The organism is Vibrio sp. R11-SG3-ISO9 (assembly GCF_059834255.1).
The window spans coordinates 12321-25899 of sequence record NZ_JCBDGU010000010.1; the positions used below are offsets into that span (position 1 = coordinate 12321).

The 13579-nt window shown below is 45.1% G+C and carries 14 protein-coding genes; 8 read left to right on the forward strand and 6 right to left on the reverse strand.

Features of this window, described 5'->3' with window-relative positions; all coding sequences use genetic code 11:
- Positions 1-7: 7 nt before the first annotated feature.
- From hutU to hutC, 4 genes are all read right to left on the reverse strand, one after another.
- The gene (gene hutU, locus AC6R05_RS04190) at positions 8-1702 is read right to left on the reverse strand and encodes a urocanate hydratase (RefSeq protein WP_500646652.1); all 1695 of its coding nucleotides are present in this window, start codon (positions 1700-1702) and stop codon (positions 8-10) included.
- A 44-nt stretch (positions 1703-1746) separates the two neighbouring features.
- Positions 1747-2742, reverse strand: coding sequence for a formimidoylglutamase (hutG, locus tag AC6R05_RS04195; protein WP_500646653.1), 996 nt, complete (start codon positions 2740-2742; stop codon positions 1747-1749).
- Entirely contained in the window at positions 2729-3967 is a 1239-nt protein-coding gene (gene hutI, locus AC6R05_RS04200; RefSeq protein WP_500646654.1) for an imidazolonepropionase, read from the reverse strand. Before hutI ends, hutG begins: the two co-directional genes overlap by 14 nt.
- A 111-nt stretch (positions 3968-4078) precedes the next feature.
- The gene (gene hutC, locus AC6R05_RS04205; protein WP_390519051.1) at positions 4079-4792 is read right to left on the reverse strand and encodes a histidine utilization transcriptional repressor HutC; all 714 of its coding nucleotides are present in this window, start codon (positions 4790-4792) and stop codon (positions 4079-4081) included.
- A 200-nt stretch (positions 4793-4992) separates the two neighbouring features.
- Between hutC and AC6R05_RS04210 the strand changes: the two genes are divergently transcribed.
- The gene (locus AC6R05_RS04210) at positions 4993-5736 is read left to right on the forward strand and encodes a sporulation protein (RefSeq protein ID WP_500646655.1); all 744 of its coding nucleotides are present in this window, start codon (positions 4993-4995) and stop codon (positions 5734-5736) included.
- 93 nt (positions 5737-5829) lie between these two features.
- On the opposite strand, the gene AC6R05_RS04215 is transcribed toward AC6R05_RS04210, so the two are convergent.
- A complete protein-coding gene (locus AC6R05_RS04215; RefSeq protein WP_500646656.1) occupies positions 5830-6807 on the reverse strand; it encodes a DUF3187 family protein in 978 nt (325 codons plus the stop codon).
- A 321-nt stretch (positions 6808-7128) separates the two neighbouring features.
- On the opposite strand from AC6R05_RS04215, the gene thrS reads away from it, so the two are divergent.
- From thrS to AC6R05_RS04245, 6 genes are all read left to right on the forward strand, one after another.
- The gene (gene thrS / locus AC6R05_RS04220; protein ID WP_152468586.1) at positions 7129-9057 is read left to right on the forward strand and encodes a threonine--tRNA ligase; all 1929 of its coding nucleotides are present in this window, start codon (positions 7129-7131) and stop codon (positions 9055-9057) included.
- Positions 9058-9060: 3 nt separating this feature from the next.
- Positions 9061-9612 (forward strand): translation initiation factor IF-3, encoded by a 552-nt coding sequence (gene infC / locus AC6R05_RS04225; protein WP_084181800.1) that lies wholly within the window; start codon positions 9061-9063, stop codon positions 9610-9612.
- A gap of 105 nt (positions 9613-9717) precedes the next feature.
- Positions 9718-9912, forward strand: a complete 195-nt coding sequence (gene rpmI, locus AC6R05_RS04230; protein WP_032549209.1) for a 50S ribosomal protein L35 — start codon at positions 9718-9720, stop codon at positions 9910-9912.
- A gap of 41 nt (positions 9913-9953) precedes the next feature.
- Positions 9954-10307 carry a 50S ribosomal protein L20 gene (gene rplT / locus AC6R05_RS04235; RefSeq protein ID WP_004401084.1) on the forward strand — a complete coding sequence of 118 codons (354 nt, stop codon included), beginning with the start codon at positions 9954-9956 and terminating at the stop codon, positions 10305-10307.
- 197 nt (positions 10308-10504) lie between these two features.
- The gene (gene yqfB, locus AC6R05_RS04240) at positions 10505-10819 is read left to right on the forward strand and encodes a N(4)-acetylcytidine aminohydrolase (protein WP_008224694.1); all 315 of its coding nucleotides are present in this window, start codon (positions 10505-10507) and stop codon (positions 10817-10819) included.
- A gap of 51 nt (positions 10820-10870) precedes the next feature.
- Positions 10871-11320 (forward strand): hypothetical protein, encoded by a 450-nt coding sequence (locus tag AC6R05_RS04245; RefSeq protein WP_500646657.1) that lies wholly within the window; start codon positions 10871-10873, stop codon positions 11318-11320.
- A gap of 107 nt (positions 11321-11427) precedes the next feature.
- Here AC6R05_RS04245 and AC6R05_RS04250 read toward each other — a convergent pair whose 3' ends face one another.
- The gene (locus tag AC6R05_RS04250) at positions 11428-12666 is read right to left on the reverse strand and encodes a leucine-rich repeat-containing protein kinase family protein (protein WP_500646658.1); all 1239 of its coding nucleotides are present in this window, start codon (positions 12664-12666) and stop codon (positions 11428-11430) included.
- A 166-nt stretch (positions 12667-12832) separates the two neighbouring features.
- Between AC6R05_RS04250 and AC6R05_RS04255 the strand changes: the two genes are divergently transcribed.
- Entirely contained in the window at positions 12833-13525 is a 693-nt protein-coding gene (locus AC6R05_RS04255; RefSeq protein WP_500646659.1) for an aspartate/glutamate racemase family protein, read from the forward strand.
- The last annotated feature ends 54 nt before the right edge of the window (positions 13526-13579 follow it).

Consider the following 13579-nt stretch of genomic DNA (forward strand, 5'->3'; position numbering starts at 1 on the left):
CTCACTCTTAAAGCTTACGTAGTTCAGCGTTTAGCATCGGTAGGTCTAGTTTTTGGTCTTTCGCACACTGCTTAGCAATGTCGTAGCCTGCATCTGCGTGTCGCATTACGCCGGTTGCTGGGTCGTTGTGCAGTACGCGAGCAATACGACGAGACGCATCATCACTACCATCACAACAGATCACCATACCTGAGTGCTGTGAGAAGCCCATACCTACGCCACCACCGTGATGCAGAGAAACCCAAGTTGCGCCGCCAGCTGTGTTCAGCAGAGCGTTGAGTAGTGGCCAATCTGATACAGCATCAGAGCCATCCATCATACTTTCTGTTTCACGGTTAGGACTAGCTACTGAGCCAGAATCTAGGTGGTCACGACCAATAACGACTGGTGCTTTTAGTTCGCCATTTTTAACCATTTCGTTGAACGCCTGACCTAAACGTTCACGGTCCTTCAATCCAACCCAACAAATACGAGCTGGTAGGCCTTGGAATTGAATGCGCTCACGAGCCATATCTAGCCAGTTGTGAAGATGTGGGTTGTCCGGAATCAGCTCTTTTACTTTCTGGTCAGTTTTGTAGATATCTTCTGGATCACCAGACAGTGCAGCCCAACGGAATGGACCAATACCTTCACAGAAAAGAGGACGGATATATTGAGGAACGAAACCTGGGAAATTGAATGCGTTTTCGACGCCTTCTTCCAGTGCCATTTGACGAATGTTGTTACCATAGTCCACGGTTGCTGCACCGCGTTCTTGCAGATCTAGCATCGCTTGCACTTGGATCGCCATAGATTGCTTCGCTGCTTTTACTACTTTCGCTTCATCGGCTAAGCGCTCTTCCGCTGCTTTCTCCATTGACCAGCCTTGAGGTAGGTAGCCATTGAGTGGGTCGTGAGCAGAGGTTTGGTCTGTTACTGCATCAGGGGTGATGTTGCGTTCTACAAGTTCTGGGAATACGTCGGCTGCATTACCAAGTAGGCCAACAGAGACTGGTGTTTCAGATTCTGTAATGATCGCCATTGCTTCATCTAGGCTGGTAGCTTTTTTGTCTACATAGCCAGTACGCAGACGGTAATCGATACGAGATTCGTCACACTCAACCGCGATCATAGAGAAACCTGCCATGGTTGCCGCTAGAGGTTGAGCGCCGCCCATGCCACCAAGGCCGCCTGTTAGGATCCAGCGTCCTTTTGCGTCACCATTGAAGTGCTGTTTAGCCATTGCAACGAAGGTTTCGTAAGTACCTTGAACGATGCCTTGTGAGCCGATGTAGATCCAGCTACCCGCAGTCATTTGGCCGTACATCATCAAGCCTTGTTTATCGAGCTCGTTAAAATGCTCCCAGTTTGCCCAGTGCGGTACGATGTTTGAGTTGGCGATTAATACACGCGGTGCGTCTTTGTGAGTTGGGAAGACGCCTACAGGTTTGCCTGACTGTACTAGTAAGGTTTGGTCGTCTTCTAGGCGCTCTAGCACTTCAACAATGGTATCGAAGCATTTCCAATCGCGAGCAGCGCGGCCAATACCACCATATACAACCAGCGAGTGAGGGTGCTCAGCTACGTCTGGGTCTAGGTTGTTCATTAACATGCGTAATGGCGCTTCTGTTAGCCAAGACTTAGTACGCAGTGTCGTACCATGCGGAGCGCGAATCTCACGTGAGGTATCTAGGCGAGGGTCGCTATTGTGATGTTCCGTCATGTTGGATTTCCTTATGTTCACGTTATCTTTTGTTTTTATTAAAGTTATGCGTTTGCCATAGCGTTGGCGATATCCCAACATAGGCGTGCAGCAAGTCGAGCCGTCTGTTGGTCTATGTCGTAATTTGGGTTGTACTCAGCAATGTCAGCGAGTAGCAATTTATCTGGGTGTTGAAGTACGAGTTCTAACAGCGGCGCGAGATTGTCATAGCTGACTCCGCGTGCTGCTGGAGCACTGACTCCCGGGGCAGTTGCCGCTGGGAAAACATCAAGATCGATGGTTAGGTATAGGTAGTCGCACTGTTTGATAAATTCAGACAACTTTTCTAAGTTACCGACCAGATTAGGGTAGGTGATTTGGTGGTCATTCAAATACCAAACATTGAGCGCGTCTGCTTTTTTAAACAGAGCTTGCGTATTGCTCGCAGCGCTTACACCTAAACAAGCGTAGTGAAACGGCCAGCCTTTTGTTTGGCACCATTGGTGGATTTGATTGAATGGTGTGCCAGAGCTTGGTTTTACATCGGCAATCTCACTTTCATGTTCGCGCAAATCGAAATGCGCATCGAAGTTGATGATGCCAATACGAGGTGGTTGATCTTGTGATATCTGATCAAGGTGATTGGCTAACCCTTGAAATGATGACCACGCTATCTCATGTCCACCGCCCAATACGATGGTGCGTGTTTCGTTTAGGGCTTTAGTCACGACCTCAGCACATTGTGTTTGTGCGTTAGTGAGATCATCACCTTCACAAGTTACATTTCCGAGATCGTAAACATTCGCTTGGTTATGCCATGCCATATTCGCGAGTGCTTGGCGAATGAGGTTCGGTGATTGCTTAGCTCCGATGCGTCCTTTGTTTTGTGCGACGCCAGCGTCAGTCTCAAAACCGATAAGCGCAACGCTTCGTTCAGAGGGTATGTTCAAGCAATCAACGACCTGCGTGATGTGGTGAACTCGCTTGCCATCTACACCGTCTTCTAGGTCATCACGACCTGTCCAATTATGATTATGTTGGGTTAGCTTAGAAGCTGTCATGGCATAGCTCTCCTGCAACGATACGTTTAGATAGGCGTGGTACACCGACCTGATAGCTAAGATCCGCTGGATGCTCAATGTTCCAGATTGTGAAATCCGCGTCATAGCCTTCTACAATTCTCCCACGTGAACCAGCTTTGCCAATGGCTTGCGCTGCGTGGCAGGTAACGCCTCTCAAAGACTCTTCTGGGGTTAACCCAAAGAGAGTGCAGCCCATGTTCATCATCAGAGTGAGGTCTGCAAAGGGGGAAGTCCCAGGGTTTAAGTCGGTCGCAAGAGCCATCGGTACCTTGTGTTGGCGTAAAAGTTCGATAGGCGGCAGTTGAGTCTCTTTCAAAAAGTAGAAAGCGCCTGGTAGCAAGCTAGCAACGGTATTGTGTTCACTCAGTGCTTTTACGCCTGCAAGGTCGAGATATTCAATATGATCAACAGAGGTCGCCCCATAGTTTGCCGCTAAGGCACTGCCGCCCATATTGGAGAGCTGCTCTGTGTGACCTTTTATGGACAAGCCATGGTTTATGGCCGCTTGAAAGACGCGCTCGGTTTGCTCCAACGTAAAGCCGATCGACTCACAAAATACATCGACTGAATCTGCAAGCTTTTTCGCAGCGACTCGTGGGATGATGGTGTCGCAGATAAGGTCGACATACTCATCGGCGTTGTCTTTAAACTCAGGTGGAACCGTATGTGCAGCCAAAAGTGTAGTTGTGATACGCACACGACGATGGTTCTCTAAAGCCTTAGCCGCTCTGAGCATCTTTAATTCGTCTTCGAGTGTCAGTCCATAGCCGGATTTAACTTCAACCGTGGTAACACCACTACTTAGTAGACCATCGAGGCGCGGTAGGGCTAGCTCAATGAGTTCTTCTTCAGTCGCGGCACGTGTCGCTCGAACCGTTGACAAGATTCCGCCGCCTTGCGCTGCAATGTCAGTGTAAGCTGCGCCTTTAAGTCTCATCTCAAACTCATTGGCACGATTGCCCGCGTAAATTAGGTGAGTGTGGCTGTCGATTAACCCTGGTGTCACCAACTTGCCTGAACAGTCAACGACCAGGTGACCTGACATTGATTCTTGTGTGGCAAATGCGTTTGATTCTGATGGGACGATTTGAGCAATTTTGCCACCTACGACCAATATGTCTTGAGGTGTTGACGGCGCGTAGCCGAGCTCCCCAACTGCCATTGAACAGATACTTGCATTTTTAAGGATCAAGTTTGTCGCCATTTCGATCGTTAACCTTGGTTGTTTAAATGTATATACAAATAAATAGGCTAAAGTACTTAACTAATCAAGTTGATGTTGCAAAATTGTGATCAATGAGCAGGATGATGTGCTTTAATCGAGCAGTATCTTAGAGCTTAATTTGTATTTAGAACCAGGGTGATAAAGCAGGGCAAAACTAACCAAGCGTTCAGCACTCCAGGTGCGACGATTGAGTAGTAAGCACGGCTCATTGGCTGCCATTTCTAGGCTCTCTTGAACTTTATGTTCCGGCACAATGGCCTCTACAGTGTGTTCTATGGCACTCAGTGGACAGTTGTTTGAGAGATATTCATTCGGAGTCGCGTGAGTAAAATCTTGATCTAGGTAGTTAGGGACAATATCCGAATTCACCCAGCGACACTCTAACTGCGTCGGTGTGTTGTCAGAAAAGTGGATGATTTCACTATAAAAAATGGGTGTGTTAATCATGACACCCAATTGCATGGCGGTCTTTTCATCCGCGTTGATTTGCAGATGTTTAACCACTTGGCTTCGATGATTTTGTCCACGCTCACGTATCTCTTGAGCGATGTTGTTGATGTCGAGCAGCGGAGACTGGGCTTTTTCTGTCGGTTCACAGACGAAAGTACCGAGACGCGGCTTGCGTGCTAATTTCCCTTCACTTACCAGATCTCTGATGGCTTTGTTCACCGTCATTCGGCTAACGTTGAACTGTTTGGTCAGCTCTAACTCTGTAGTGATTCTGTGCCCGGGTGGCCAGTGTCCCATAGAGATCTTGTCATCAATAAACTGCTTTATCTGCAAATATAACGGCGCGTTCGACATACTTAACCCTCAATTGACTATACAAATAGAGTACCTGATTTGCCAACGATTACAATATTTACACGAAATGTGTGGTGTGATGACTCATGGATAGGGCAAATTACTTGCTAATATGATGCAACTGCAGCAAATTTGTCGGTAGACCTCTAATGCATTCAAATAAGTCATGCAAAAAACGATAATTCTAAAAAAGGGAAAGTATGTTTAAAAAGCTAAAAGCCTCGTTGGGTATAGGTGCGGCAAAAGTCGACACAGTTTTGGACAATATTGAAGTGTTCCAAGGTGGTGAATTATCTGGCAACGTTCATATCCTCGGTGGAGACGTCGAGCAGCAGATCGACTTGATTAACTTGGTACTAAATACTGAAGTTAAAGTGGAAACAGAAGATAACACGAGCTACGAGACTTTTTCTTTAGGAAGAATTCAAGCGGTAGAGCCATTCACCATTCAACCTGGTGAAACCAAGCAAGTTCCATTTCGCTTAAAACTGAATGATGAAACGCCAATCACGGCACTTAACGCGAAAATGAATCAGTGCCATGTATGGGTAGAAACAAACTTAGATATCGGCTTTGCGATTGACCCTAAAGATCGTGATTTTATCGTTGTAAAACCTCTGCCGACGGTAGAGAAGATCATCCAAGGTGTTGAGGCTGCAGGCATGACAATGGTCAAAGCCGATGTTGAAAAGGGCTACCTAAAGGGTAACACTTTCTCGTCTATGTCGGGTTGCTACCAAGAGATAGAATTTAGAAGCGGCGGTTTTATTAATAATAAAGAGGTTGAGCTTTCATTTATAGTGAATGGTAATACGGTTCACTGCCTGGCTGAAATCGATCGTTCATTAAGTTTCCGTGGTGATCAATACATCTCATTTAGCCTGCCAATCAATGCGTCTGATAGCGATATCCGTGCAGCTGTTTCTCGTATCATGAGCTCATAAGTAAGTAGTAACTCAGCAAGAGTAAGCCGTGTCGATGCGCGGCTTTTTTGTATCTGGTGCATTCAAGTGAATTGGTGCGCTCTACCGAGCCACTTATTCGCTGCCTCTAATTCGATGGCGATAAGCTATCTGAAAGCCAACATCGGTTGAGTTGTCCATGTTGATGATGTTTTCAATAATGGATAACTCAACTGCGCCAAAGGGCAGTTTATATCGGTAGCCGAATAGAATTTCGTTGGCTGGCTCTGAAAATTCTGTAGGACCATTCTCTGCGCCTTCATAAAGTCGATATTCCAAATGAAGCTCATGATTGGTTAGTAGTTCTAAACGATAACCTGCCATAAAAGCGAGTAGGGTACTTTTATGCGGGAAATCATTCTTTCGTTCGTAATCGGATTGGTGTGTGATTGCTACGGAGGAGTAGATACTCTGATCCGTAAATGCATAGCTGTAATTTAACTGCGCACTCTGCTCAAAGCTTTCCCCTTCAAAGATACCGTTATTAACGTTGTTTTTATAAAGAGCGATACCCAATGACAGGCCGTGAGATGGTGTATTGATGAATTGGTATTGGCTATATAGCGTAAAGGCGCTGGTCAGAGTGTCCCCTGAGAAATCGGAAATGTTGACACCATGCTGTGGTGCATAAATGTCGAACTCGTGTTTATTCTTCTGATCTCGCCCTGCTTGGTCAATGCTAAAGAAATCATGAAAATCGATGATCAAACTATCAAGGTGATTGTTGCCAGCGTAAAGCCAGCGGTAATTGAGCTCAAACTGCCATTCGCTGTTCACCTGCCAGCGAAGCCCCGTATGAAGCTGGTTTTGATAGTAGTCGAGGTGATAATCATCAGAATTGGCCCAGATACTCGCGGCAGTAAAGCTGGCGAAAAGTTCAACGTCACCATCATCAATTGGGAAGCCTGAACGTAGGGTTGGAGTGTGACGAGTCGAATGCATAGGGGATTGGACATAACTCAATAGCGGTCCATATTCATCGCTAGAAAAGCTAGGCACATTGTAAAAGAGAGTCACAAAGCTCAGCGTTTGAATCACAACTTTGTTTTTCATTCCCACCCCCAAGGTTAACCAGCGATAGTAAGTTAAGCTTAGTGGTAAAAGAGTAATTTAACATCTTATTAACTTTTGTTTTTTGTTTGAATTCTTGGTTTTTCGTGCTTACTGGAAGTACACGATAGAAAGCGGTCATTGTTATTTAATATTAATTCGTTACAATGCTTGCTCACTTTTTAAAGAGGCATCTGTATTTGTTTCTTGAAAAGTGAATTTTACTTATTCATATATCCCCAACCAACTCCGCTTGGTTGACCGACATATATTAAACATTTTCATGTGTTGCTTGGTGTGCAACACCACTGTAAAGGACAAATAATGCCAATTATTACTCTTCCTGACGGCAGTCAGCGTCAATTTGACAACCCTGTATCAACTCTAGATGTTGCCCTATCAATCGGTCCTGGCCTTGCTAAAGCAACCATTGCTGGCCGTGTTGATGGCGAACGCGTTGATGCTTGCGATCTAATCGAGAATGATGCAAGCCTAGAAATCATCACAGCTAAAGATGAAGTTGATGGTCTTGAAATTGTACGTCACTCTTGTGCTCACCTTCTTGGTCACGCTGTTAAGCAGCTATTCCCAGAAGCGAAAATGGCGATCGGCCCAACGATCGACAACGGCTTCTACTACGACATCGACCTAGAGCACTCTCTAACGCAAGAAGATCTTGAGAAGATTGAAAAGCGCATGAAAGAGCTGGCAAAGACCAAATACCAGGTTGTTAAGAAGAAAGTTAGCTGGCAGGAAGCGCGTGATGCTTTCGAAGCTCGCGGCGAAACATACAAAATGGAAATCCTAGACGAGAACGTTTCTAAAGACGACCGTCCAGGCCTATACCACCATGAAGAATACATCGATATGTGTCGTGGTCCACACGTACCACATATGGGCTTCTGTCAGCACTTTACTCTACTTAACGTAGCGGGTGCTTACTGGCGTGGTAACAGTGACAACAAGATGCTGCAACGTATCTACGGTACTGCATTCCACGATAAAAAAGCGCTTAAAGCTCACCTAGTTCGTCTAGAAGAAGCAGCGAAGCGTGACCACCGTAAAATTGGTAAAGCATTGGATCTATTCCACATGCAGCAAGAAGCACCAGGCATGGTGTTCTGGCACCACAACGGTTGGACTATTTTCCGTGAACTAGAAGTATTCATTCGTCAAAAACTGAACGAATACGAGTACCAAGAAGTTAAAGGTCCACTAATGATGGACCGCGTTCTTTGGGAACGCTCTGGTCACTGGGACAAATACGCAGAAGCGATGTTCACAACGTCTTCAGAGAACCGTGAATACGCTATCAAGCCAATGAACTGTCCAGGTCACGTGCAGATCTTTAACCAAGGTCTGAAATCTTACCGTGATCTACCGCTGCGTATGGCTGAGTTCGGTTCATGTCACCGTAACGAGCCATCAGGTGCACTTCACGGCATCATGCGTGTTCGTGGCTTTACTCAAGATGACGCTCACGTATTCTGTACTGAAGACCAAGTTCAACAAGAAGTAAAAGCTTGTATTGAAATGGTTTACGACACTTACACAACTTTCGGTTTCGAAAACATCGTTGTTAAGCTGTCAACTCGTCCAGAGCAACGCGTAGGTTCTGATGAAATGTGGGACCGTGCTGAGGCTGACCTTAAGCAAGCACTAGAAGCAATGGAAATCGCATACGAGATTCAAGAAGGCGAGGGTGCGTTCTACGGTCCTAAGATTGAATTTACTTTGCATGATTGTTTGGACCGTGCATGGCAATGTGGTACAGTGCAGCTCGATTTTGCATTACCAGAGCGTCTAGGTGCAACTTACGTTGGTGAAGATAACGAGCGTCACACGCCAGTTATGATTCACCGCGCGATTTTAGGTTCTCTAGAGCGCTTCATCGGTATTCTAATTGAAGAATACGCTGGCTTCTTCCCAACGTGGTTGGCGCCAGAACAAGCAGTTGTAATGGGCATTACCGACAAACAGTCGGAATACGTACAAGAAATTACGAAAAAACTGCAAAAAAGTGGATTTAGAGTCAAAGCAGACTTGAGAAATGAGAAGATTGGCTTTAAAATTCGCGAACACACTTTGAAACGTGTACCGTTCATGCTTGTATGTGGTGACCAAGAAATGGAAGCCGGTGAAATTGCAGTACGTACACGTAAAGGTAAAGACCTAGGCAAGTTTAAAGTGGATGACTTTATTTCTTACATCCAAGCCGAGGTTTCAAGCCGTAAGCTCAATCTGGAGGAATAAGCTATTAAAGGCGGAAGACGTGGCCAACAACCGGCCAAACAAAACCAGCATCGTTTAAACGGTGAAATTCGTGGCGTTCGTGAAGTTCGTCTAACAGGCGCTGACGGTGAAGCCGTTGGTATCGTTTCTATCCAAGAAGCGCTTGATGCAGCTGTAGAAGCTGGTATGGATCTTGTAGAGATCAGCCCTAACGCCGAGCCGCCAGTTTGTCGTGTGATGGACTACGGTAAGTTCCTCTTCGAGAAGAGCAAAGCTGCGAAAGAGCAGAAGAAGAAGCAAAAGCAGATTCAGATTAAGGAAGTAAAATTCCGTCCTGGAACTGACATTGGAGACTATCAGGTAAAACTACGCAACCTGACGCGTTTCCTAGAAGACGGCAACAAAGTGAAGGTAACAATTCGCTTCCGTGGCCGCGAAATGGCTCACCAAGACATCGGTGTCGACGTTTTGAATCGTCTGAAAGAAGATACAGTAGATTTAGCTGTTGTAGAATCTTTCCCGACTCGAATCGAAGGCCGCCAAATGATCATGGTATTGGCCCCTAAAAAGAAGTAATTAACGGCTTTGCAAGTAATTGAACCCTGCAGCCTCTGGTTGCGGGGTTTTATTCGCCCTAATTACTATTGTTATTAACAACTCAACAATGCGGAGTTATTCATCATGCCTAAGATGAAAACCAACAAAGGTGCTGCTAAGCGTTTCCAGAAAACTGCTGGTGGTATTAAGTTTAAGCACGCTGGTAAACGTCACATCCTGACTAAGCGTACTACTAAGAACAAGCGTCAGCTACGTCCAAATGCAATCCTTCCTAAGTGTGAAGTGGCTGCAGTTGCTCGTATGATGCCATACGCTTAATTCTTTTTAGTTTAATAATCGTTTAGTTTAGGAGAAGCATAATGCCTCGCGTAAAACGTGGTGTACAAGCTCGTGCACGTCATAAGAAAGTTCTAAAACAAGCTAAAGGTTACTACGGTGCACGTTCTCGTGTTTACCGCGTAGCTTTCCAAGCAGTTACTAAAGCTGGTCAATACGCTTACCGTGACCGTCGCAACAAGAAACGTCAATTCCGTCAACTATGGATTGCACGTATCAACGCTGCATCTCGTCAGAATGGTCTATCTTACAGCCGTTTCATCAACGGTCTTAAGAAAGCATCTATCGAGATCGACCGTAAGATCCTTGCTGACATCGCGGTATTCGACAAAGCTGCATTCGCAGTTCTAGTTGAAAAAGCAAAAGCTGCTCTTTAATTAGAGTTTGCATTTAGGATTAAGAGAAGGAGAGCTTAGGCTCTCCTTTTTTATTGCCTGTGATTTGGCTCTTTAGAGATTCCCAACTCCTTCCTTCGTCAGTCTTGGGAATGACGAGATAAATTTTCATTCGCTTCGTTAGATATTCTGGTATATAAACAAGTATCTAAACCTTTAATGACAAGTGATTGAAATCCATGACCGCACCAACCACTATGACGTTCTTTGAGCGTTTTGAAGCTGACATTCTTTCAGGTAAAAAGACGATTACTATTCGTGACGAGTCTGAGCGTGATTACCAACCGGGTAGCGTTGTAGAAGTATCAACGTTAGAAGAGGGGCGTGTATTCTGTAACCTCAAAATCATTAGCGTCGAGCCGATTTTGTTTGATGAGCTGGGCGAGTTCCACGCTCAACAAGAGAACATGACGCTGCAAGTACTTAAAGACGTTATTCAAGATATCTACCCAGGCATTTCTCAACTGTACGTTGTCTCCTACGAGCTGGTTTAATTGTAAGTAAAGCGTTGATAGCTAAATAGATTGACTGAGGGGTAAGTGTTAATGGCTCAGTTACAGAATCACACGGTACAGCAAATCTCGTTGCAACTTTATTGTCGTGAGCAAACTGATCAGCCGTTAATCTCGCGTGCTGATCTCGACACCTCTCTTTACGACAGTGAGGAGTATTTAAATTGGCGAGTAACCAAGCGCGATTTTGTTATCAGTGATATTGAAAACCGAGTTTGGGTGAAGAGCTGTCCCGGCGGTTATATCACAGAAGTGCACTTTCATGCTGATGGCACTTTAAATGAGTATCGGTTGTTTGATCGTTTTGAGACGAAAGGGCATTGGTATCTCAAAGATGGTTTGCTGCATGTTGAAATCATCAAAGGTGATAATCGCTACCAATTTGCTGTAGTAGCCAATGGCGACCTCAATATTCACTCTGCTGTGGAATACAAAAACGAAGAGCTGCATTCATACTTAAAGCTGGTTCAGGTAGAGAGTTAAAAGACAAGTCGCTTCGCAATCCAGTAAAAAAGCCAACAGTGATGTTGGCTTTGTCGTTTTTAGCACGCGCGTTGTGCTTTCATTGTTTTAGAGTCTTTATCTGGTGACTAAACTTCAAAGTTTGCAAGGCGTGAGTACTGAGCACTCTCAAGGTCTTGCTTGACACAAATTGTCAGTAGGTCATTTACGAAGTGTTTCAAAGCACGAGCTTCGATACGGCGAATGCCTTGCTGTTGTTCTGTAGTCAGGTATCCATAGATGGTTGCAGCACCAAAGTCGCCGAAGATCATCTGACCCTGCTTATTGACCAAGGTGTTGTGTGCGTATAGGTCGCCATGACAAACCTTGTTGTCGTGTAAATGATTAAACACATCAATCATCTGGGTAACGATGTTGTTGATTTGCTCGATTGGTAATTCGAAACCTTCTGGGAAAGTGTCACGTGTACAAGTCTCCAGTGTCGGCGGCAGTCCTAGGTTGTAATAGCTTTCAGGGATGAGCTCCATAACCAATGCTAGATCGTTGCCATCATCTACCTGTGCAATCGACTTAACAAGATTATCGTGATGACCTGCTTGAAGACACGCTTCTAATTCATCATGCGGGTAACCATCACTGGTCACTTCACCTTTAAATACTTTAACCGCTACTTCGTTTGGAAAGTCAAACTTGTCATCACCCCAGTTTGCATGAGAGATAACGCCACTCGCACCTTGCCCCAATACCTGATTCAAACTATAACTCGTCGTCTTTACCTGCGGTACGCTATCGAGAGATTTAGGATGTTTACAGAATGGATTCCCCGCAAATGCTAGCCACGCTAATTTAGGAAGCTTAATTAGCAGTTCTGGAAACTCGGCCAATTGGTTAGCAGATAGGCGAACCAGTTCGAGGTTATTGAGATTTTCCATGCTGTTTGGCAACGCTTTAATTTGGTTGCCTGCTAGCGCCAGCTTTTGCAATCTTGGGCGGTGTCCTAGGCTTTCTGGCAATACCTCAATCGCGTTGTCAGTCAGAATCAGCCAACGTAACTTGATAGGCAATGCGTGTTCACTAACCGTCTTAATCTGGTTCGTTTTAAAGCCAACCATTTCTAGGTTTGGCAGCTCACCCAACACCTCTGGAAGGTGAGTGAACTTGTTATTAGACACAAAGATAATGCGCAGCTTGGTCAGTTTTGCCAGCTCTTGTGGAAGTTCAGATAGTGAATTACCTGAAAGGTCGAGCACTTCGAGGGTGTCTGCAAGCTCTATGATTTCCATTGGGAACGTTTGAAGGCCTTCAGCCAATTTTAAATGTGTTGATCCCAATAATTGTCCGGATTGTAGTTGTTCTAGAGTTTGCAAACTTAAGCCTTCTGATTGTGTTTCATTTAGGCGGGTAGTGTACGTGTCTTAGTTAGTGATTGCGAGGGCTGTACCATATTGCATCTAACTAAATTGCTTGATAAAACATTAGCCAGGGCAAGGTTTTATTAGTAAAGCAGTGCATTCAATTTGATTAGAGGGAAGTATGAAAACGATCGGTCTGTTAGGTGGAATGAGTTGGGAGTCGACAGCCAGTTACTACAAAGCACTCAATGAAGGCGTGAAGTCGAGATTGGGCGGGCTTAATTCAGCAAAAGTGGTGCTTTTCAGTGTCAACTTCGATGAAATCGAAAAGCTTCAACACCAAGGAAAATGGGATGAAACAGCGATTCTACTTTCTGATGCAGCAGAGTCGGTAGAAAAAGCGGGTGCCGATTTTCTAATGATATGTACCAATACGATGCACAAAGTCGTACCAGAGATCGAATCTCGTATTTCTATTCCAGTTCTCCATATCGCGGATGCTACAGCAAACGTGTTGCAAGCGGATGGCATCGAAAAGGTCGGTTTATTGGGGACTCGCTTTACCATGGAGCAAGATTTCTATAAAGGCCGCCTTACAGATAAGTTTGGTATGGATGTGGTGGTACCGAGTTCAGAAGACCAAGATACCGTGCATATCATCATTTATGATGAGCTTTGCAAAGGCGTTATTAAAGAAAGCTCGAAGCAGCAGTACCTTGCGATCATTGATAAGTTATACGCTGAAGGTGCCCAGGCTGTAATTTTAGGCTGCACAGAGATCGCACTGTTGGTAAATCAACAAGACACGCAAGTACCTTTGTACGACACTACTGAGATCCACGCAAAGCAAGGTGTGGAATACGCGTTGAGTTAATTCACAAAATGAAAAGCCACCCTAGATGGTGGCTTTGTTGTATCTAATGAAAGT

Coding starts and splice junctions, on each gene's coding strand:
- hutU (WP_500646652.1), bottom strand. CDS start 1,702: ATGACGGAACATCACAATAGCGACCCTCGCCTAGATACCTCACGTGAG.
- hutG (WP_500646653.1), bottom strand. CDS start 2,742: ATGACAGCTTCTAAGCTAACCCAACATAATCATAATTGGACAGGTCGT.
- hutI (WP_500646654.1), bottom strand. CDS start 3,967: ATGGCGACAAACTTGATCCTTAAAAATGCAAGTATCTGTTCAATGGCA.
- hutC (WP_390519051.1), bottom strand. CDS start 4,792: ATGTCGAACGCGCCGTTATATTTGCAGATAAAGCAGTTTATTGATGAC.
- AC6R05_RS04210 (WP_500646655.1), top strand. CDS start 4,993: ATGTTTAAAAAGCTAAAAGCCTCGTTGGGTATAGGTGCGGCAAAAGTC.
- AC6R05_RS04215 (WP_500646656.1), bottom strand. CDS start 6,807: ATGAAAAACAAAGTTGTGATTCAAACGCTGAGCTTTGTGACTCTCTTT.
- thrS (WP_152468586.1), top strand. CDS start 7,129: ATGCCAATTATTACTCTTCCTGACGGCAGTCAGCGTCAATTTGACAAC.
- rpmI (WP_032549209.1), top strand. CDS start 9,718: ATGCCTAAGATGAAAACCAACAAAGGTGCTGCTAAGCGTTTCCAGAAA.
- rplT (WP_004401084.1), top strand. CDS start 9,954: ATGCCTCGCGTAAAACGTGGTGTACAAGCTCGTGCACGTCATAAGAAA.
- yqfB (WP_008224694.1), top strand. CDS start 10,505: ATGACCGCACCAACCACTATGACGTTCTTTGAGCGTTTTGAAGCTGAC.
- AC6R05_RS04245 (WP_500646657.1), top strand. CDS start 10,871: ATGGCTCAGTTACAGAATCACACGGTACAGCAAATCTCGTTGCAACTT.
- AC6R05_RS04255 (WP_500646659.1), top strand. CDS start 12,833: ATGAAAACGATCGGTCTGTTAGGTGGAATGAGTTGGGAGTCGACAGCC.